At 67.3% G+C, this 20165-nt stretch carries 19 protein-coding genes; 9 read left to right on the plus strand and 10 right to left on the minus strand.

Going from position 1 to position 20165, the window contains the following annotated elements; translation table 11 throughout:
- The first annotated feature begins 456 nt into the window (after positions 1 to 456).
- The 4 genes from ABIC63_RS28700 to ABIC63_RS28715 are packed head-to-tail and all read left to right on the plus strand — an operon-like array spanning position 457 to position 3851.
- On the plus strand, positions 457 to 2169 hold the full coding sequence (locus ABIC63_RS28700) for a ShlB/FhaC/HecB family hemolysin secretion/activation protein (protein ID WP_502935928.1): 1713 nt from the start codon (positions 457 to 459) through the stop codon (positions 2167 to 2169).
- Between the two features lie 36 nt (positions 2170 to 2205).
- The gene (locus tag ABIC63_RS28705; RefSeq protein WP_354322290.1) at positions 2206 to 2877 is read left to right on the plus strand and encodes a CC0125/CC1285 family lipoprotein; all 672 of its coding nucleotides are present in this window, start codon (positions 2206 to 2208) and stop codon (positions 2875 to 2877) included.
- 23 nt (positions 2878 to 2900) lie between these two features.
- A complete protein-coding gene (locus ABIC63_RS28710) occupies positions 2901 to 3308 on the plus strand; it encodes a hypothetical protein (protein WP_354322291.1) in 408 nt (135 codons plus the stop codon).
- Between the two features lie 51 nt (positions 3309 to 3359).
- Positions 3360 to 3851, plus strand: a complete 492-nt coding sequence (locus tag ABIC63_RS28715; RefSeq protein ID WP_354322292.1) for a hypothetical protein — start codon at positions 3360 to 3362, stop codon at positions 3849 to 3851.
- A 700-nt stretch (positions 3852 to 4551) separates the two neighbouring features.
- Here the strand turns inward: ABIC63_RS28715 and ABIC63_RS28720 are convergent.
- From ABIC63_RS28720 to ABIC63_RS28740, 5 genes are all read right to left on the minus strand, one after another.
- Complete coding sequence (locus ABIC63_RS28720) at positions 4552 to 4860, minus strand: helix-turn-helix transcriptional regulator (RefSeq protein WP_354322293.1); 309 nt, start codon at positions 4858 to 4860, stop codon at positions 4552 to 4554.
- A gap of 392 nt (positions 4861 to 5252) precedes the next feature.
- On the minus strand, positions 5253 to 6920 hold the full coding sequence (locus ABIC63_RS28725) for a PepSY-associated TM helix domain-containing protein (protein ID WP_354322294.1): 1668 nt from the start codon (positions 6918 to 6920) through the stop codon (positions 5253 to 5255).
- 15 nt (positions 6921 to 6935) lie between these two features.
- Entirely contained in the window at positions 6936 to 7241 is a 306-nt protein-coding gene (locus tag ABIC63_RS28730) for a hypothetical protein (RefSeq protein ID WP_354322295.1), read from the minus strand.
- A complete protein-coding gene (locus ABIC63_RS28735) occupies positions 7238 to 7522 on the minus strand; it encodes a hypothetical protein (RefSeq protein ID WP_354322296.1) in 285 nt (94 codons plus the stop codon). Before ABIC63_RS28735 ends, ABIC63_RS28730 begins: the two co-directional genes overlap by 4 nt.
- Positions 7519 to 9738 (minus strand): TonB-dependent receptor, encoded by a 2220-nt coding sequence (locus ABIC63_RS28740; protein WP_354322297.1) that lies wholly within the window; start codon positions 9736 to 9738, stop codon positions 7519 to 7521. Before ABIC63_RS28740 ends, ABIC63_RS28735 begins: the two co-directional genes overlap by 4 nt.
- Positions 9739 to 9909: 171 nt before the next feature.
- On the opposite strand from ABIC63_RS28740, the gene ABIC63_RS28745 reads away from it, so the two are divergent.
- The 3 genes from ABIC63_RS28745 to ABIC63_RS28755 all read left to right on the plus strand — a co-directional run bounded on the left by ABIC63_RS28745 (position 9910) and on the right by ABIC63_RS28755 (position 12363).
- A complete protein-coding gene (locus ABIC63_RS28745) occupies positions 9910 to 10089 on the plus strand; it encodes a hypothetical protein (protein WP_294378453.1) in 180 nt (59 codons plus the stop codon).
- 264 nt (positions 10090 to 10353) lie between these two features.
- Positions 10354 to 11448, plus strand: coding sequence for an alpha/beta hydrolase (locus tag ABIC63_RS28750; protein ID WP_354322298.1), 1095 nt, complete (start codon positions 10354 to 10356; stop codon positions 11446 to 11448).
- A gap of 522 nt (positions 11449 to 11970) precedes the next feature.
- Positions 11971 to 12363, plus strand: coding sequence for a nuclear transport factor 2 family protein (locus tag ABIC63_RS28755; protein ID WP_354322299.1), 393 nt, complete (start codon positions 11971 to 11973; stop codon positions 12361 to 12363).
- A gap of 19 nt (positions 12364 to 12382) precedes the next feature.
- On the opposite strand, the gene ABIC63_RS28760 is transcribed toward ABIC63_RS28755, so the two are convergent.
- Positions 12383 to 14863 carry an ATP-binding protein gene (locus ABIC63_RS28760; RefSeq protein ID WP_354322300.1) on the minus strand — a complete coding sequence of 827 codons (2481 nt, stop codon included), beginning with the start codon at positions 14861 to 14863 and terminating at the stop codon, positions 12383 to 12385.
- 123 nt (positions 14864 to 14986) lie between these two features.
- On the opposite strand from ABIC63_RS28760, the gene ABIC63_RS28765 reads away from it, so the two are divergent.
- Positions 14987 to 16273 (plus strand): glycosyltransferase, encoded by a 1287-nt coding sequence (locus ABIC63_RS28765; protein ID WP_354322301.1) that lies wholly within the window; start codon positions 14987 to 14989, stop codon positions 16271 to 16273.
- A gap of 269 nt (positions 16274 to 16542) precedes the next feature.
- Here the strand turns inward: ABIC63_RS28765 and ABIC63_RS28770 are convergent, their stop codons facing one another.
- The gene (locus ABIC63_RS28770) at positions 16543 to 16761 is read right to left on the minus strand and encodes a hypothetical protein (protein WP_354322302.1); all 219 of its coding nucleotides are present in this window, start codon (positions 16759 to 16761) and stop codon (positions 16543 to 16545) included.
- Positions 16762 to 17004: 243 nt separating this feature from the next.
- Between ABIC63_RS28770 and ABIC63_RS28775 the strand changes: the two genes are divergently transcribed.
- Positions 17005 to 17280 (plus strand): hypothetical protein, encoded by a 276-nt coding sequence (locus ABIC63_RS28775; RefSeq protein WP_354322303.1) that lies wholly within the window; start codon positions 17005 to 17007, stop codon positions 17278 to 17280.
- Positions 17281 to 17535: 255 nt separating this feature from the next.
- On the opposite strand, the gene ABIC63_RS28780 is transcribed toward ABIC63_RS28775, so the two are convergent.
- The 3 genes from ABIC63_RS28780 to ABIC63_RS28790 are packed head-to-tail and all read right to left on the minus strand — an operon-like array spanning position 17536 to position 20127.
- A complete protein-coding gene (locus ABIC63_RS28780) occupies positions 17536 to 18318 on the minus strand; it encodes an ABC transporter permease (protein ID WP_354322304.1) in 783 nt (260 codons plus the stop codon).
- A 14-nt stretch (positions 18319 to 18332) separates the two neighbouring features.
- Positions 18333 to 19118 carry an ABC transporter ATP-binding protein gene (locus ABIC63_RS28785; protein WP_354322305.1) on the minus strand — a complete coding sequence of 262 codons (786 nt, stop codon included), beginning with the start codon at positions 19116 to 19118 and terminating at the stop codon, positions 18333 to 18335.
- Positions 19119 to 19125: 7 nt separating this feature from the next.
- The gene (locus ABIC63_RS28790) at positions 19126 to 20127 is read right to left on the minus strand and encodes an ABC transporter substrate-binding protein (protein ID WP_354322306.1); all 1002 of its coding nucleotides are present in this window, start codon (positions 20125 to 20127) and stop codon (positions 19126 to 19128) included.
- Between the last annotated feature and the right edge of the window lie 38 nt (positions 20128 to 20165).

Consider the following 20165-nt stretch of genomic DNA (forward strand, 5'->3'; position numbering starts at 1 on the left):
GCTGTCCGTGCAGGAGGTCATCGCCGCGCTGATCGCCCATTCGCTCGACAACCGCCCTGCATGCGGCTGAGAACGGGATTGTTCAGGGCGGACTACCTAGTTTCTCTTTCAGTCGAAATAATCTCAGACGCAGACTGGGAGCGATTCTGGGACGGCATCAGTCGTTACCCGCGTTTGGCAGGTCGATTGATACGGTCGATGGCTCAATGAGTTTGGAAAATTCTGTTGCTAAATTAATCGGCCATCATGGCGTGCTCGTAAAGACGATAATGATTCGGGAATTGAAGCGCCGAAAATATAGTGGAAATCTTTCGACGCTCAAACTTTCGATGATTTATTATTTTTTCTCCATCTAGGTAATTTAATTATAAATTTGAATATTTTTAGAAGTCGGTACTACAAGAAGGCAATGCCCAGGGAGCATAAATGAATCATCTGTCACGTTCGGTGGTGCTGATGTGCGCCGCCATTTCTTCGCTCGCCTTCGCGCAGCAATCACCCACCAGTCCCCAATCGTTCAACGAGCAGCAACGTCTGCAGGAGCGAGAACGGGCGCTTCGTGAGGCCAATGAACGGCGTGTGGATGAGCGGCTGAAGGCGCCTGCTTCGGCTGTCGTCTCGGGCATTCCAGAGTCCGAATCCCCATGCTTTCGGATAGATCGTGTGGTGCTCGTCGGTGACGAGGCTGCTTCGTTCCAGTGGGCCGTTTCACCTTCCGTGCTGTCGGGGGTCTCTGGGGACGATTCACCCCTGGGGCGCTGCCTGGGCACTGGTGGTGTCAATGCCGTTCTGTCGCGAGCCCAAGCCGAGGTCATCGCCCGCGGCTGGACGACAACCCGTGTGCTGGCTGGCCCGCAGGATCTCACCCGTGGCGTGCTCACCCTGACTCTCGTGCCTGGGCGTATCGCCGCGATTCGCCTGTCTTCGGACTCCACTGCGCCGTTGCTTGGGGCTGGCGCCTTCTTGGCTTCGGCAATCCCGGTTCGCCCAGGCGACCTGCTGAACTTGCGCGCCATCGAACAGGGCCTGGAGAACCTCAAGCGCTCGCCTACGGCCGAAGCCGATATTCAGATCGAGCCTTCCACCGTGCCCGGTTCCGGCCCAGGCGAGAGCGATCTGGTGGTGAAGTACGTGCAGGCCAGGAAGTGGCGTGTGGCGCTGAGCCTGGACGACAGCGGCACAGAGGCCACCGGGCGCTACCAGGCGGGCGTGACGGCTTCCCTGGACAACCCGCTCGGCCTGAACGACCTCTTCTATGTCAACGCCAACCACAACATCGGCCGGCGCTTCCTGAACGACGATGGCCTGGGCACCGAAGGGCAGACGGTTCACTACTCGCTGCCCTACGGCTGGTGGATGCTGGGCTTCACCGCCTCCAACAGCCAGTATTTCCAGACGGTGCAGGGCTATGCGCAGGACTACATCTACGCAGGCAAGACCAACAACGCCGAGGTCAAGCTCTCGCGCATGGTCTGGCGTGACCAGCATCGAAAGACGATGGTGAGCCTTCGCGGCTGGCGCAAGGAGTCGCGCAACTTCGTGGACGACGCCGAGCTGGACGTTCAGCACCGGGTGACGGGTGGCTGGGAGCTCGCTGTCAACCACAAGGAGTTCATCGGCGAAGCCACGCTGGAAGGAACCTTGGCCTACCGGCGCGGCACGGGCGCCTTCGGCGCCAAGCCAGTCCCCGAAGAAGCCTTCGACGATGGCACCTCGCGCATGCGGCTCTACACGGCCGAAGTCAATGCCAATGTGCCCTTCAAGCTGGGCGATGAGAAGCTGCGCTACACGGGCCTCGTGCGGGCGCAGTGGAACCGCACGCCGCTGCTGCCGCAGGACCGTTTCTCCATCGGTGGGCGCTTCAGCGTGCGGGGCTTCGACGGTGAATCGAGCCTGATGGCCGAACGCGGCTGGTTGGTGCGCAACGACCTGGGCTGGGCATTGGGCCAAAACGGGGCAGAGCTGTACCTGGGCGTGGACTACGGCCATGTGGGCGGTCCGAGCACGCGGTCCCTGCTGGGCAATCACCTGGCAGGCATGGCGGTGGGGGTGCGTGGCGCCTGGCAGCAGGCGAACTACGACCTCTTCATCGGCGCGCCGCTGTGGAAGCCCGAGGGCTTCAGGACAGGGCGCTACACGGTGGGGTTCAACCTCAACCGCGGGTTCTGAACGCGATCTGTGACAACGACAGAAGAAAGGGTTTCAATGTTCAAGGTCTTGGCCATCCTGGCCGGCAGTGCATGCTTGGTCGCGTGCGTCACGCCAACGTCTTATCGTGCGGCCGACACCGAAGGCATCCGGTTCGGCTACAGCACCGCCAAGCTGAGCGAGCAGCTCTACCGCGTGCGCTTCCTGGGCAGCGGACGCACACCAGCGCGGTGGATCGACGCATTCCTGCTCTATCGCGCCGCTGAGGTGGCCAGGGACGCTGGGGCTCCCGCCTTCAAGATCATCGAGGGCCATGTCGATCGCTCAGTGCTGGACGGTGAAGACGTCTACGGCCACTCCGCGCTGGACCTGGACGCCACCGTGGCGGCGGCCCCGGTGTCGCCGCAGACGCGTCAGCAGGGTGATCGCGTGGTCGGGCGAGCGGCGTTGGCCAGCGGCATGCAGCGCACGGCTGGCACGATGCCCATATTCCGCATGCCTCCGCCCGCGCTGCCGAAATACCAGCCGCCGGTCTACATCTACACGCCCACCTACGTACCTGTACCGCTGCCGGAGGGATCCGTCCTTGTCGAGCTGCGGCTCGATCTCAAGAGCCTGGACGACAAGACCTTTGTGACTGCCGATGTGCTGGACAAGCTCGGCCCCCGCATCAAGCGCTCGGCGCCGAAGGATCCAGCGGCGAACGTCCCGGCGCCCACGGCCTCTTGAGCACAACCAGCAAGCCCATCCTCGTGACAACCAAACTGCATCTCTTCGCGCTGTGTACCTTCGCCTTCGCCACACAAGCGCAAACCAATCCGCCGTCTCCGGACTGCCGCGTCCAGCAGGTCGAAGGTGCCCGGGTCGAGATGTGCCTCTTTCGTGGCGCCTCATTCCAGCATGACCGGTACATGCTGCGGTTCGACGGCGACGTCATCTTCGTGCTGACCGATGACTTCGCTGAGAGGGTCGAGCTCGAGCACACCCTCCTCGACGGCCCAGCCATCGAGTACCGCTTGTCCGGCCAGGACGCGAAGACAGTCAAGCTCGTGGGGGGGTGCATACCGGAGATCAAGGACAAGACCGAGGTGGCCCGTGTCTGCAACTTCCGCCTGGGCAAGCACGAGATCGTGAAGAACCAACGCTTCGAGTTCAACTGAAGCCTGCCGAAGGCGCCTGACTCGGCGCAAGGTGAGGCCAACACAAACGTCATGAACCTGCATCAACTCCCTGCTTCCCTGGCCCTCGCAGCGGGCCTGCTCGCGCTCGCGGGCTGCGCATCACGCGCTTCCGCGCCCGGGGGGCCGCCCGTCCAGACCGAAGCGGTGGCCGGGGTCCAGGCTTTTGAAGCCGTTTGCCTCAAGACAGCGCCGAGCTTCGGTGGGGCAGTCGAGGCGGCCGAGTCTTTCGGAATCGGCCGATGGATCGACAGCCCCATGGGTCGCATCGGGATGACGCAGGACCAGCGCCTTGGCGCCCAGATCAAGCCGGGCATCGAGTGCGTCATCACCACGCCGACGCAGGACGGGCCCGCCGCGGCGCAGCAGTTTGGCCTAGCCGTCGCACGCGCCACCGGTGGTCGGGTCCCAGGGCGCTTTCCGGTGGCCATCGTGCTCCGCGGCCAGCCCTTCATCTTCCATCACGACCGTGACGGCGGCGAAGCGTTCTTGATGCTCAAGCCGGGCGCCAGCGGCAAGCCGTGAGGTCCTCCGGCGGCCAACGCTTTGGTTGACGCATCACGGCTTCGCCGGGTTGGATCGCCGACATGTGCGGCGCGCGCTGCCATGCGCATGGGTTTCGGAGCCTCATCAAGCGCGGCGGACACCTTCGGCGCAAATACCTTCTCGCGCATCACGGGGCAATGCCAGGCCGTGCCGGTAAGGGTCCGCGCCGCGTGCGGTGGCGTCGGCGGGAAGGGATCCTGAATGAAGGTGACTGGCGGTCCGCTGTCATCACCTGAGTCATCCTGGGCTTTCGGCGGTGCATCTGCGTCCGCTCGCCCCCGCCTCTTGGTGCTGGTCGCAGGCCTGCCGCATGCGCGCACCTGCGGATGCCTCAGCGCATGCAGCATTGGCCCTGGGCCGCGTGCACGAGAGAAGCAGCGGCTCCTGGCCGGAAGGAGAACGCAAGAAGGCCCGGGCCATCTGTTCGCCACCGGACTTGCCCCGCGTCATCTGGCGGAAGGTCACTTTTGAGCTGAGCGTCGAGGCCGCCAAAGGCCATGCGCCACGCGGTTCGACGGCGGCGCGCGTGGCCCTGAATCTGGGCCTGAACGCCTTTCCGAGTGCCTGCCTTGTTGCTCGGGATCCGCTTCTTGGGTACAAGCTGTTGCCCCCTTGGCCCGGTTCGGCTGCCTCCTTGAGGTCTGCGTCCACGAACGATCGGCATCGCGGAACTTGATGCTCACCCCGGCCTGAACGCTCGGTCCGCCGCAGCCACGTGCCGGACCTGCGCCCCTGAGGTGCCGTGCCGCCTCTCGCATGTCGCCAGCGCTCGGAAACCTGTGGGATCGTTCAGCCAGGTCTTGAGCGCTTCCCGGCGCCAGCCTGTCGCGCGGCCGCCGAGCGAGACCTGTGCAGGGAACTCGCCGGCGGCGATGCGCCGGTAGATGGTCGAGCGGCTCAGCGCGGTGATGCGGATGACGTCTGCCAAACGGTAGAACGCGGGTCCGGCGTCGGGTGAAGAAGAGATGTTCTCCGGCTTGTTGGACATGGGTGCGCCTTGACGGGTGTTCCTGACATCGCGAGATTGGCCCGCACGGCGACGAGGGGCAACCCACTGTGGCGCGGCGTGGCGATGCGCAACGGGTTCTGGGCTCGCCGGTGCGAGAGCCATTGAAGCCTGGGCCACCAGTCACCCTACGCGATTGCGTCCAGACTGGCGTTCTCGTTTGTGCGACAAGGATGCGGTTTCGGATGGCAATGGGTTGCAGCGGCTCACGGGCGCCAGGCGCAGTTCGTCCTTCGATACCGGTACCTCATCTGCGGGGGGCTGTCGCGAGCATGGACCAACCGTGACGTCTGGTAGAGGCCACTTTCAGGCGGGCGGCGTGCCGCGTGATGACGGCCCCTATGTGCCCAAGGAGCATGCGCTGCCGCGCCGGCTCAACGCTCGCCATGCGGGATGGCTGCGGCCGCCTTTACCTCGTGCACGCGCCCATGGAGGGACCAGACGCTGTCGGCAGGCCCGCCTCGCGCACGCCGGCCTGAGGCGCGGGCCATCCAGGCCCACGCCAGCGCGCCGGCGGCCGCCACCAGGTCCACGCCGACTGTGGCCGCGCCGGCATGCGCCCACAGCCCGGTCGCCGGCCACATCACGCCCAGCACACTGGTCAGCGGGATGGCGGCCGTGCACAGCGCCGCCAGCGTCAGAAGTTCGGGCGCCGCCTGTGCCGGCCCGCGCCAGAAGGCCCAGGCCAGGGCGATGCCGAACACCCCGTAGTACACGCCCATGTGCCAGGCCTGCAGGTCATCGACCCGCCCATACAGCCATTTGCCGGCCGCCAGGCTCAGCGAGATGCCGGCCACGCAGCCCAGGCAGACGCCCAGCGTCGCGCTGGCCATGAGGCGGCTGGAGCGGGTCTGGATCGCCGCGGGCCCGCGGCCGCGGTCGGCCTTGCGACGACTCTCGATCCACAGCAGATTGCCCGAATAGAACAGGAAGGCGCCCGCCAGCCCGAGCAGGAAGTACATCCATTGCACCGGCGTGCCGCCGAAGCTGCCGAAGTGCAGGCTGAAGAAGCTGGTGATGGTGGCGTTGGCCCCGTCCTGCCGGCCCGGCAGGTAGTCGGTGCTGCGCACCTGGCCGGTGTAAGGATCGAGCGCGGCAAAGCCCCCGGCATCACTTCGCTGGAAGGTGGTGGTGTCGCGCACCCAGATCCGAACCACGGCACGCGGCGTGCGCACGGCGGCGTACTCCAGCGCCAGCGGCTCCAGCGTGGGCGACAGCGCCTGCACCCGTTTAACCAGCGCCTGCGGCGGGAGCATCGCGCGCACGTCGCGGGGCGCAGGCGGTGGACCAGGGGGCGCGCCGCGGCTCCAAAGCCGCGCCAGCTGACCCTCATGGATCAGCCGGTCCTGCACGGCGTACAGCCCGTCGTGGAAGGCAAAGACTGCGGCCGTGAGGGCCATCACCACGTGGAAGGGCAGGCTAATGATGCCGACCACGTTGTGCGCGTCCAGCCACATGCGCTTGAGATTGCGGCCCAGGCGTAACGCAAAGAAGTCCCTGACCAGCGTGGGCAGGAGCAGGATCACGCCGGAGATCAGCGCCACCGCGTACAACGCGCAGATCACGCCCATCACCCACCGGTTGGAATCGTTGTCGACGGGCAGCCCGACCACACGGTGCAGCACGTCGATGAATTCCGCCACGCGCGACTGCGTGTCGGTCAGCACGCTCGGGACACCGGCCGCGTCGAGGGTGGCGGCATAGTGCCGGTCCTGCGCATGGTCGTGGTCGTCGGCGCCTTCGGGCCGCTCGGTCCAGCGCATCCGGCCGGGTGCATCCTGCCGCGCTTGCAGTTCGATGCGAAAGCTTCTCGCCGCCTCGGGGTGTACCGCCAGCGTGCGCTCGATCAGCAGGGGCACCTCTGCCAGTGGCACGGCGTCGACGCCCCCCGCCACGGCGGTGGGCGGGGCGACCCAGCGGGCGATCGGCGCCTTGAAGACGGTGAGCGCCCCGGCATAGAACGCAATGAACAGCGCCATGCCGGCGACGATGCCGGTCCAGGTGTGGACGCTCTTGTACAGGCGCAGGACGTCAGCGCGCATTGGTATCTCCCAAAGTCACAGCAGCCGCAACGCGCCCCAAAGGCTGAATACGGCCATGTTGGCGGCACCCAGCCACAGCCACGCGCGCAGACCGCTGCCGAACAGGAAGCACAGGCCCAGCGTGCCGAACCACACGGGAGGCACCAGCCACATCGCCAACTGGGCGCGAACGCCGATCGGTAACGATGCTGCCGCCAGGTCGAACAGCGCGCTGACGCCCAGCGCCAGCCCCAAGCCCGGCACGATGCCCGCCAGCGTCTTGGCAAGCCAGTCGCGCCGACGTGCAGGCGGGCGCGGCGCGCAAGGCGTCGCCGCGCTCATCGCACGTCCTCCCGAGACCGGCGCAGGGCCCCCAGTGCCGGCAGCGCCATGAAGACGAGCATCGCCCAGGTGGCCAGCACGAAGCAGGCCGCCACAGGGCGCAATGCCAGCAGCAGCGTGACCTGGGCAGCCACCAGCAGGAGCGCGCCGCCAACGCGGGCCGGGACGGCCGGCCAGGGCCGCGCCCGAAGGCGCTGGTGCGCCGCACCGAGGTACATGCTGAGGCAGCCGGCCAGCGCCAGCGCCAGGCCGAATGCGAAGGCGCTGCGGGAGCCAGTCACAGATCGAAGCTCGCCGACAGCAGGAAGGTGCGGGGCGCCCCCAGGATGGCGAGGCCATCGCGCCAGCTGGTGTCCCAGTAGGCCCGATTGGTGGCGTTCTGCAACGAAGCGCGCAGCGTGACCGGGTAGTCGCCCATGCGCGTCGCGTAGCGTGCGCCGACGTCCAGCCGGGTCCAGGACGGAATGCGCTGCGTGTTGGCGCTGTTGAGCCAGGCGGCGCTGGTGTACACCACGTTGCCGGTCAGCGTCAGGCCGGCGACGCCCGGCACGTCCCACTCTCCGCCGAGGTTGGCCTTCCATCGGGGGGCCCCCGGCGGCGTGTTGCCCTGGTTGACGCCCCGGGCGGTGCGGGTCAGCTCGGCGTCGGTGTAGGCCACACCGCCGAGCACACGCACGCCCCGGGCCACCTGGCCGAAGACGCTCCACTCCACGCCGCGGTTGCGCTGCTCGCCGGTGCCATCGACGCTGTACTGCGTGTTGCTGCTGTAGACGTTGATCGTGCTGGGCTTGCGGATCTGGTAGAGCGCCAGGGTGTTCGTCCAGGTGCCCAGGTCCCATTTCACGCCGATCTCTGCCTGGCGGGTCTGCAGGGGCGGGATCACCGTGCCGTAGTTGGTGGCCTTGGTGTCGCTCACCAGGGAGCCGCTGGTCAGGCCCTCGATGTAGTTGCCGTAGAGCGAGACACCATCGACGGGCTTGATCACCAGGCCGGCCATCGGCGTGACGCGCTTGGCGTGGTAGCTGCTGCTGACACTCACCAGGTTGGCGAGCGGACTGCTCAGGTTGCTCGACAGGGGCGCGTAGGAAAGGAGGCCCACCCGCTGCTCGCGGGCGCCGAGCGTCAGGCGCAGCCGATCGTCCAGGACGGACATCGTGTCGCTCACGGCCTGACTGGTGAGTTCGGTGTGCGTGCGCGGCAGCGGCAGGTAGTCCGAGCCGGTGAGCGGCACGCGCGTCGGGTTGTAGATGTTGGACGAATAGCCCGAGGTCAGCCGCGTGGTCGAGTAGCCATAGTCGATGGCCATGTCCTGGCCGCCGAGATTCCACTCATGCCTGACCGGGCCGGTGCGAAAGTGACCGCGCAGCCCGGCCTCCAGCGAGCGGGTGTCGTCGTAGCCGGTGCCGGGCGGCAGCGTGGTGCTGTTGCTGCAGCCGCGCACCGCCCCGCAGAAGTTGCCGGAGGCGTCCACATTGCGCGCCGCCACCGACAGATAGCCGGTGTAGTAGTGGTGGCGCTGCCCGTAGCCCACGTAGGCCGTCAGGTTGTCGGCAATGTCCACCTCGCCGCGGAACATGCCGCCCGTGTCCGATGCATCGATGTAGGTGCCCGGGAAGAAGTTGGTGCTGGCCTTGGGCGCCTTCGGAACCGTGGTGCCGCTGAACTGCGCGAACACGCCCACGCCGCCGTCGGTGCGGTAGCGCTGGTCGTAGAGATCCAGCGAAAAGCGGGTGCGTTCGCCCCGGTAGTCGAGCCCGATGGCGCCCAGCCTTCGGCGAGCGGCCAGCGAGTCGGTGGCCGTGTCGCCGCTCATTCCGGCTGCATTGATGCGCACACCCCACTGGTTGCGATCGCCAAAGCGCCGACCGATGTCCACGGCGCCACCCAGTTGGCTCTTGGAGGCATAGCTGGCCGTGACACGGGTGATCGGCTCATCGTCCGCCCGCTTGGGCACCACGTTGATGGCGCCGCCCACGGCCCCGCTGGGCGACTGGCCGTACAGCAGCGCGCCTGGGCCGCGCAGCACTTCGACCCGCTCCGCGAGCTCGACCGGGATGCGCCCGTAAGGAAGCACGCCGTACATGCCCGACATGGCGATGTCTTCGCCATAGGCCAGGAAGCCGCGCATCTGGTAGAACTCGAGCCCGTATGCGGAAGGACTGGCCTGCCGCACCGAGGCGTCGGCGGACAGCACTTCGGCGATGCTGCGCGCCTGCTGGTCCTCGATGGTCTTGGCGGTGTAGGCGGTGACGCTGAAGGGCGCGTCCATGATGGCGGTGTTGCCCAGGATCCCGAGTCGCGCGCCCTTGGCGACCTGGCCGCCGGCGTACACCGGCGGTGCACCACTGACCGAGGTGGCGGTCACGGTGATGGCGCCCAGCGTGGGGGCACCGTCCGTCAGGATCTCGTTCGCAGCAGCGGGGGCAGGCCGCACTTCCCAACCCCCATCGGCCCGCGCATGGGCTTGCCAGCCGGACCCGGCCAAGAGGCGGGCCAAGGCTTGATCGATTGGAAGCTTGCCGTGCACGGCAGGGGCTCGCAGTGCGCTCGCCGTGTCGGCTGGAAAATCGATGCGCTGTCCGGTTTGGCGCGCTAACGTGGCGAGCGAGGCGCCCAGCGTCTGCTCGGGCAGGTCAATGATGGCCGTGGACAAAACCTGAGGCTGCGCATGCAGCGCCCCAGCCGCAATGAGACCGGCAAGCAGCACGCCGAGGCGAACCGGCATGGACTGCTTCTGCAAGTCCGGCGAAGTATGGACGGCACGGACGTGTTGACGCGCACGGCGACGATCAGCCGCGGACAACGGATGGTGGTGGCTCAAAGCCTTCTCCTCAGACAGGTGATGTGAGGTGCCGGCTTCTGGCTACGTCGCGCATTGCGCGCGACAGCACCTCTTGGTTGTTGTTAAGAATCATTCTAATTTAGGCCGAGAATCCGGTCTCGGCGATTCCCGACTGCCAACCCTGGAGGTACACGATGTCTCCCAGACGTTTCCAGTTCGTCGCCTCGCACCGTCGGCCCCGGCCGTCTTTGTTCAACCATCCTCTGTCGCTCGCGGCGGATCGCGCCTCCAGCACTCGGCCTCGCAGGCGCGCTCAGCAATTTTGCTCAGATGCCCATCTCCCGTTTGCCTGACCTCGCGCAACTCATCTCCATTGCCGACTCATCGGGCACCGCATCCCCGACGAACATCCGACGGCAACTCCTGCTGGCGGGCCTGGGGGCACTGGCGGGCCCAGGCCTGCCGATGACCGCCTTCGCCCAATCCACGGCGATGCCGCTGGAAACTCCAGCGACAGCCTCCCCGGCCCCGGCCAGGTTCGATCCGAATCAGCGCCTCGGCCCCACGCCGTGGGATCGCCAGGACAGCGCGCACTACCGGTTCGAGCGACTTTCGTTGGCCGCGGCCGACGGCCAGCGCTATCGTCTGTGGCTCGCCCAGCCCCGCCGAGCGGCAGCAATCACGCATCCGCTGCTTTGCCTGCTGGACGGCAATGCTGTGGCCGACACGATCACGGCCCCGATGCTCGACGCGCTGGCGGAAGACGGGCAGGCTGTGGCGCTGGTGACCATCGGCCCAGACAGCGACCTGCGCTTCGATGTCGAGCGGCGGGCCTACGACTACACACCGCCCGTGCACATGGACGGTCCTACCTGGGACGACGAGGCCCGCGGCCGGCGCGGCGGTGGTGCGGATGCCTTCCTCGCGTTCATCGCGGACCGGGTGCTCCCTGCAGCAGCGCAGGTGTTGGGACCGACTGATCCGGCCCGGCGCACGCTCTGGGGGCACTCATACGGCGGACTGTTTGCGCTGCATGCGCTGCTGCGCCGGCCGGACATCTTCACGCGCTACGCCGCCGCAGACCCCTCGCTGTGGTGGCAAGGCGGCTTCGTCCTGCGCGAAGCTGAATCGCCTGCGCCGTTGCCGAAAGACCGTGCAACCACACGGCTGCTGATCATGCAGGGCGACTCGATTACAGATCAACGACCCAGGGTGCAGGGACCGCCCAATGTCGACCCCGCAGTATTGGCCAGCCGCCAGAAGGCTCGCGCCTCTGTGCCTGCAGACAGCGGTCTTCGGCTTGCCGCAACGCTGAATCGCCGTCGTGGCATGGAGGTGGAGCATCAGAGCTATCCCGGTGTAGCCCACGGGCCCATGCTCGCGGCATCACTTCCGGCCACCTTTCTGTTGGCAACCCGCGCATAGACGCCTGTTCACGGGGCGTGGGGCATGGGCGGTTCTGGCGAGACGAAGGCGTCAGGGTTGCTTGTCCATCTTGGCATCGGCCGACGCTCGACGCCAACTCGCCAGTTCGATGACCTGCGCAGACCCACGCGGCGGCGATTGGTGTGCGGCCCAGGGCGCGGGCTTGGCCGATTCCAGCATCTGCCAGGGCCGCATTCGAGCGCCTCAGATCAAGCGCGGCAGGCCCCTGGTGTCACGTGATTCCGATCATGGGCGCGGCGCCGACGGTGGATCGCGCGGAGCCAGGTGCGCCGAGTCGTTCGTGCGGACTCGCCGATCGGGGGCGAATCCCTACCCAGTCAAGATGCTGATCTGTATGGAGGCACTCGCACGCCGGGACGGCATCTGAAGGGGCGAAGTTCTCGGCGCGGCCACAACGTTCGTTGGCATCGAACGATCCGGCCGCCGCCAGCGAACGCCAGAGGGTCTGGTGCCGCATCCACGCAGGCGCCATCTCCATCCACCCCGAAGGAACGACTTCTCATGACCAACCTCCAGACGATCCAGGCGCTCTACGCAGGTTTCGCCACGGGCGATATGCCCGCCATCCTGGCCAACATGGCGCACGACATCCAGTGGACCGAAGCGGAAGGCTATCCCTACGCCGGCACCTACCAGGGGCCGCAGGCCATCGTGGACGGCGTGTTCATCAAGCTCGCGACCGAATGGGATGGCTACCAGGCCATGCCGGAGCGCTACGTGAGTGAGGGCGACGATGTCGTCGCGCTGGGCCACTACAGCGGCATGTACAAGGCCACAGGCAAATCCTTCCGCGCGCCTTTCGTGCACGCGTGGACGCTGCAGGGCGGCAAGATCGTGCGCTTCGTGCAGTACGTGGACACGGTGCTGGTGCAGCGCGCGCTGCAGCCGGCGTGAGCGCCGCGGCTCGGAGCGCTCAGAACTGCCAACGCAAGTCCTCGGCCGCGTGGTAGCGGCAGAAGTTGCCGGTGCGCACGCTCTGCGCCAGATGCGCGCCCAGTGCCGGATGGGCGGCCTCGATCTCGGCGATGGCGGCCCGCAGCGTGCGCGTGACGTTCACGCGCATGCGCTCGTTGGCAGAGCCGGTGCGCCGCGCGCGCCCGCCCAGGCCGACGCTGCGCGCCAGCTCTTGCGAGACGAAAGCATGCTCCTGACGCACCTGCTCGCGCTGCGCGTCGTCGAGTGCGTCGGCCGGCAGGGCCAGGGCCTCGTCCAGCAGGCGCAGGCGCGTGCGGTATTGGGCGATGGCCTTGGGGTCGAGCGCTGCGTCACCGCGGCCGATCTCGCGCGGCATGTCGTCGGCAGCCGCGGCGAGTTCTGCGGCGGCGACCTCGGTGCCCGGCACCTGCAGCAGATGCCGCAACTGGCGCAGGCCCTTGCTGTCCGGCAGCATCGCTTCGGCCTCGTCGAGGCCGAGGCGCCACACGCTGCCCTGCCGGCGGAACACGCCCTGACGCCGCGACGGGCCCGCCAGCCGCGCCAGCACGTCGGCGGCGACGGTGGCGGCCGCGCTGTCCTGCAGCGCCTGGGCCGTGACCAGCGCCTCCTGGGCCAGTGCGCGTGCGGGGTCCGGTTCGGCATCGGCGGCCACACGGACGCGGGCGCAGTCCGCCAGCAGGCGGGCGAGCGAGCCGTGAACGTCGCCGAGCCGAAGCAGCCCGACCTGCCGGCACAACTGCAGGGCCTCGTCGAACAGGGGCATGGCCTCGGCCGCGCGACCCTGGCGTTCGAGCACGCCCGCCAGGCTCTGGCAGCCAATCATGCGCACCACCAGGCTGTTGTCGCGCTGCGAGGCGATGACCTCTGCGTACCGCAACGCGGCCTGCGGCAGGTCGCCCGCGCATTCGTGGCCGAAGCCGACATTCCAGGCCGCGAAGCCGCGGCCCCAGCGGTCCTGCGGATGGCGCGCTATGAGCGCCGCGCCTTCCAGGGCCTGCGCCAGACCGGCCTGCGGGGCACTGGCCATGTTGTCGCATTCGCCGCGCAGGCACAGCAGGTAGCCTCGCAGCAGGTCGGCGCCGTCGTCCTGCTGCTGCGCCAGCAGGGCCAGACCCTGGTCCAGCTCGGCCGCGGCCAGAATCCAGTCGCCGGTGTCGTGGGCGCCCAGAAAACCCAGGCTGAACTGGGCCGCCGCCCGCAGCAGGGCGGGTGCGGCCTCGGCCTGGGCCAACGCGGCCCGCACCCAGCCCAGGCCTTCCCTGTGCCGGCCGGCGGTCCACCAGAAGGTGGTCAGCGCGGTGGCGAGCTGCAGCGCCTCGGTGCCGCGCCCTGCGTCGAGCAGGGTGCGCAGCGTGGCATGCAGGTTGTCGACATCGGCTTGCAGCCGCGGCAGCCATCGGACCTCGGGCACGAAGTCGACCGCGCGGCCCTGCAGCGCCAGGTCGGCGAAGTGCGCGGCATGGGCGTCGCGCACGGCGTCCCACTCGCCCGCCTTTTGCGCGAGCGCGGTGGCGAACAGTCGCACGGTGTTCAGCAGCCGGTAGCGGCCGGAGGGGAGGTCGAACTGCACCAGCGAATGTTCGACCAGTTCGCGCAGCGCCAGCAGGATGCCGTCTGGCGCCAGGGCGCCCGTCGCGCAGACCGGGCCGAGCGCCTCCACCGCGAAGCTTGCCGGAAAGGCCGACAGGCGCTGCAGCAGCAACTGCGCGGCTGGCGACAGAAGTTGGTGGCTCCACTGCATGGTGTCGGCCAACGTGGCATGCCGCGCGGGCAGGGCGCCGCGACGCTGCAGCAGCGCCAGGCCTTGCGCCAGCTGGGCGGCGAGGTCGGGCGCGGGCAGCACAGCCACCCAGCCTGCGGCCAGCTCGATGGCCAGGGGCAGGCCGTCCACCGCACGGCAGATGGCCTGGATGGCCGCCAACGACGGGCCCTCGGGCACGAAGCCGGGCACGCGCTGCAGGGCGCGGGCGACGAAGAGTTGGAGCGCGTCGGACTCCTCCAGCGGTGCCAGGCGCAGATGCGCTTCGCCGGCGACGCCCAGCGGGCTGCGGCTGGTGGCGACAACCGTCACGCCGCGGGTGCCGCCCAGCAGCGCCTGCACCAGCGGGGCCACGGTGTCGATCACGTGCTCGCAGTTGTCCAGCACCAGGCGCAGCGGTGTGTCGTGCAGCCACTGCACCATGGCTTCCACATAGGGCTGGCCACCGGTGCGGGGCATGTCGATGGCGGCGGCCACCGCGCCGTACACGGCCGCGGCGTCGTCCAGGCCGTCCAGGCGGACCAGCACCGTGCGGGCCGGGGCCGTCGCATCGGCCGCATGCAGCCACTCCAGCACCAGCCGCGTCTTGCCCACGCCACCGGGTCCGGAGACGGTCACGAGCGGCGCGTCGAGGGCCAGCGCGTCCAGCGCCTGCAGCGATGCGGCCCGGCCGATGAACGGGTCGCGGCTCAGCACCATGGCGCGCAGTCGGCCGTGAACGGGGCGATGCCGCAGGCCCCGCTGAACTTCTTCATGTCGCAACTTCCTTAACCTCGACGCAGTTCATCATAGGACGGCCCTTCGTCAGGGCCCCGCACACCGATGCCGCACTATCTCTTCGCCAGCACCCCCCTCTACGGCCACGTCGCGCCGCTCATCGCCGCCGGCCGGCACTTGGTCGAGGCGGGGCACCAGGTCACGATGCTCACCGGATCGCGCTTCGAGGCGAACGTGCGGGGCGCGGGCCTGGGCTTCGCACCGCTGTCCGGCCGCGCCGACTTCGACGAGCGCGACCTGGAGAGCTACCTGCCCGAGCGCGACCGCCACCACGGCGTGGCCCTGTCGCAGTACCAGATCCAGAACACCTTCATCCACCCCATCCCGGACCAGTGGCGGGCGTTGCGGAGCCTGCTCGACGACCAGCGTTTCGATGCCGTCGCGGTGGACCATCTCTTCGCCGGTGCAGTGCCACTGCTGGTGCGCCCGCGCGCCCGGCGGCCCCCGGTGGTCGCCTTCGGCATCGGGCCGGTGGCGCAGATCACCCGTGATGCGCCACCGGCAGGCATGGCGATGCAGCCCTCGTGGAGCGTGGCGGGGCGGCTGCGCAACCGCGCACTCAACCTGCTGGCCACCCGCATCGTCTTTCGCGACACGCAGCAACTCGCGCGGCGGCTGGTGCACGAGGCCTCGGGCGAGCCGCTGCCCGCCGGCTTCCCGTTCATCCTCGACCTGTCGCGGCTGTTCGACCGGCTGCTGCAGCTCGGTCCGCGAGAGTTCGAGTACCCCCTGACGGACTTCGCGCCGGGCCTGCGCTTCGCCGGCCCGCTGGACACCAGCGGCTCATCGCCCGCGCGGCCGTTGCCCGACTGGTGGGACGCACTGGACGACGGACGCCCCATCGTCCACGTCACCCAGGGCACGCTGGACAACCGCGACTTCTCTTCGCTGATCCAGCCTGCGCTGCAGGGCCTGGCCGACTTCGACGGGCATGTGGTGGTCAGCACCGGCGGCGCGCCGATCGAGGCGCTGGGTGCACTGCCGGCCAACGCGCGGACGGCCGAGTTCTTGCCCTACGACCGGCTCCTGCCGCGCCTGAGCGCGCTGGTGACGAACGGCGGCTACGGAACCACGCTCCTGGCCTTGCGCCACGGTGTGCCGCTGGTAGTTGCCCCGGGCGCGGAAGACAAGCCCGAGGTGGCGGCGCGCGTGCAGTACTTCGGCGTCGGCATCAACCTGCGCACGGGCCGGCCGACGCCGCCGCGGATCGCCGAGGCCGTGCGCGCCGTGGCGGGTGCCTCGCCGCATCGCGAGCGGGCCCGCGCTCTGGCTGAGGCGATCACGCGCTATCGGCCGCTCGAGACGATCCGCAATGAGTTTGAGAGGCTGTAGAACCCCGTGAGGAGCACCGGTGAGCCGTGGGCAGCCGCCGCGCGACTGCGCTGCAGGCCCAGTCAACGATCCAGAGATACACCGGTGCGGCGCGGCTACCGATCGAGTGTTCGCGAGACACCACGGTCGGGGAAATAGACGAGTGCATCCTCGGCTACGGCGCATCGACCGCAGGCCTCCCCACCCGGCATGGATCGCTCGTGTGGGGGGCTGTAAATTGCCGGGCCGGTGGCCGGCGCTTTGGTTTAAGGCATCGACTCCGGCGCGCCCTATGCGCTGGTTGAGCTTCTGCCCCTGACAGCAGCCCTGTGGCACGCATGTCCCAGGGTGGGCAATTCCGTCGGTTGCCGCTGCTGCTCCTTGAGCCGGTGGCCGCCATCCATTGCACAAAAGCTGACAAGGTCGTCGAGCGCTTGGGCCACGGTGCTCGTGCGAGAAAGGCTCTCCAGCTTGCGCAGAAAGTCCGACAGCAACAGGTCAATGTCCATGCGATCGATTTGCCGGGCAATACGCGCGCGAATGGAGCTGTGGAGGGCGGGACGGATAGGGATGAAGGCCGGGCGCATCAAACGGGACGACGCTCCAAGTCGCTGGGGCCTGCGACACGTTCGGGTCAGACGTTTGGGCGCTTGCCTCTCGCTGGGCTGGCTTACAGTTGGTGGATAAGGACCGCTTTGGGCCGGGAGTAGTCGCTCTGGAGCGCGCTCACATATCAACCCCAGGAGGTAAACATGACGACGCTGCAGAGGTTTCGGGGTGATTCGATGCTCAGGGTTCCAATGCTCGGCCGGACGCTGACGCTCTACCGACGCGGCGCGTGGTTTGCATTGTTTTGTTTCTTTGCGACCGTTTTGCTCTGCAAATTGCCGTGGCACCTCATTCCAGAAGTGGGTGGGATTCTTCAACTGTTGGTTGCAGCCATTGGCTTCTACCTTTCTGCTGCCCTTGTAAGTTCCCTCACGCCCAACGATGTTGACGGTGACACCGCGTCACGTCGCTGGCTCTGACTTTCCGTTTCGGTCAGAAGGGCACCGCCACTGGCGTCGCTTATTGCCCTGGCGGCCCTCGGCATCCTGCCGTTGCATAGGTTCGTGCCCTTGATGACAAGCATCGCAGCGGAATTTGAAACCGAGTTCGCCACACTCAACGTCGCGGTAGCAGGGTACGGCGTTGTCACTGCGTTCACACACGTTGGCCAGTCAGTAGCCCGCCCGCCACGTGCTTGAGCGGGTCGGCGATCCCACGCGTTGCACCGACGGACCTCAGTGGGTCTGCGCCGAGCGCTGCGAAGCGTGCCAACCCAGCAAGCGCCCCTCAATGGTCTCCAGCAGCTGGAATAGCAGCACGCCGAGCAGGCACAGCAATCCAAGCGCCACGAACACCGTAGGCGTGTCGAAGCTGCCCTGCGCTACCAGAATCACGTGCCCCAGGCCCGACTCGCCGGCCACGAACTCGCCGACGATGGTGCCGATCAGCGCGAAGGACACGCCGACCTTCATGCCCGCGAAGATGCTTGGCAGCGCATTTGGGAAGCGAATCTTCCAAAGCATGGAGGCGCGCGAAGCACGGTTCACGCGTGCCATGTCCAGCATGTCGGGGTCGGTCGAGCGAAGGCCCAACACGCTGTCGATCAGAATCGGGAAGATTGCGATGAGCATCGCAATCGCCACTTTGGGCAGGCTGCCCGTGCCCATCCAGATCACAAAGAGTGGTGCGAGCGCTACCTTAGGCACGGCATTCATCGCGATCAGCAGCGAGTACAACGTGCGATCCAGAAAACGCGAGTAGACGATGCCAATGGCCGCCGCCACGCCAAGCACGATTGCGAGCGCGAAGCCGTACAGCGTGGTGCGAAGCGTGCTCCAGCTTTCCTGCATCAAGTAGACTGGTTGATCCAAGAACTTCTGCCAGACCTTGCTCGGGGCCGGCAGCAGGAACTCGCGCACGCCGAAGCTGCGCACGCTGAACTCCCATAGCGCCAACAGCACCGCGACCGTCAGCAACGCCTGCCAGCTGCGCTGAGTGTGCGCCAGTATGCTTTTCATCGTGACTCCTTGGGTCAGTAGGCGCCGAGCTGGCGGAAGGTTTCGCGGATACGGCCCACGTAGCGCCCGAACTCCGGCGTCTCGCGCACCTCAAGTCCGCGCGGGCGTTCCAGTGCGATGTCGAGGACGTCGGCAATGCGCCCCGGCCCGCGGGCCATCATGACAACTCGGCTGCCCAAGTACACGGCCTCGGAGATCGAGTGTGTGATGAAGACGACCGTCTTGCCCGTCGCCATCCAGGTGCGCTGAAGTTCCGCGTTCAGCGCGTCCCGCGTGAATGGGTCCAATGCGCCGAAGGGCTCATCCATGAGCAGCAATTGCGGATCCAACAGCAACGCACGGCAGATGGACACGCGCTGGCGCATTCCGCCTGACAGCTCGCGCGGGTAGCGGTCCAGGAAGTCCGACAGGCCGAACAGCGCCAGCAACTCCTTGGCCCGCTCCGCGTAGGCCTTGGGTTTGAGACCATGGAACTCGGCCGCGGCCAGCACGTTGCTCAGCACGTCCCGCCACTCCATGAGCAGGTCCCGCTGGAACACCACGCCCATGTCTTCCGGCGGCGCAGTGATGGCCTGTCGGCCCATCTCCAGTCGACCGCTGGTAATGGGCTCCAGACCGGCGAGGCAGCGCATCAGCGTGCTTTTGCCGCAGCCGCTAGGGCCCACAACCGAGACGAATTCGCCTTGCTGCACCTGCAGGCTCACGTCTTGGAGTGCGGTGACGGGGCGGCGCCCGGTTGTGTAGACCTTGTTCAGGCCTTCGATGTCCAGCAGCGCTGTTTGCTGAGCGGCATTGGCCATGCGATCCTCAGGCGGACAGTAGCGCATTGGTGTAGTAGTCCGAGGGTTTGCGGCCGGCCTTGATCTGGCCGGTCTGCTCCAGAGAACGGATGGCCGCGCTCCAGTCGGCATCGGTCTGCTGGCCGAAAGGCAGGCCCTTGGCGGACGGGCTCTCGAAGAAGGGACGGTAGGCCTCGATCTGGCCTTTGATCACGTCGGCATCCAGCCTTGCGTTGGGGCGCTGTGCGAGGACAGCTGCGACGGCCTCGTCCACATGGCCGTCGTAGATGTAGTGCCAGGCCCGCACCTGCACACGGGCCAGCCTCGCCAGCGCGTCCTTCTTCGCATCCAGGTTCTTGGGCGTGGTAGCCAACCCGTAGCTTGGGAAGTTGATGCCGCTGTCTGTGAGCAAGATGGCACTGGCCTGCCGGCTCTTGTGCACCATGGGCTGCCCAAACGGCGCCTGCGACAGGAAGCCGTCAGAGTTGCCGGACACATAAGTGGAAATCATGGCACTCGGTGCCACCATGACCAGTTCCAGTTGGCTGCGACTCATACCGTTGGCCTTCAGGAACGGATCGATGAAGGGCGTCCATGGGCTGGTGGTGAAACAGACCAGCTTCTTCTTGGCCAGGTCCTGCGGACGCTTCACGCCCTGGCTGGCGTCGGTCATGACCGCCAGGTCGCCGGTACGCGAGAAGCCAGCGATGGACATCAGATCGAGGCCGTTCTCCTTGGCCACTGCCATGGTTCCTAACGCGACCTGACCCACATCAACTTGGCCTGCCGCGAGAAGCTGCAGCGTGTTGATGGTGCCGGTACCGTCCTGCACTTCCACTTCCAGCCCCTGCTCCTTGAACCAGCCCTTTTGCTGCGCCAAGTGCATGGCGCCATGCAGGCCCCAGGGGGAGAAGTCCATACGGACCGTGAGCTTGGCGGGCGCCTGTGCCCTTGCGCGGTGGGTGGTCAGTCCAAGGACCGGGAGAGCAACCATCGAGGCCAGGCCTCGGGTCAAAGTACGTCTTTTCATGGCATTCCTCAGGGGTAGTTCGAAGGTGGGGCGAAGCC

This window comes from Pseudacidovorax sp. 1753 (assembly GCF_040544975.1).
In the GTDB taxonomy this organism is placed as follows: domain Bacteria; phylum Pseudomonadota; class Gammaproteobacteria; order Burkholderiales; family Burkholderiaceae_C; genus Xenophilus.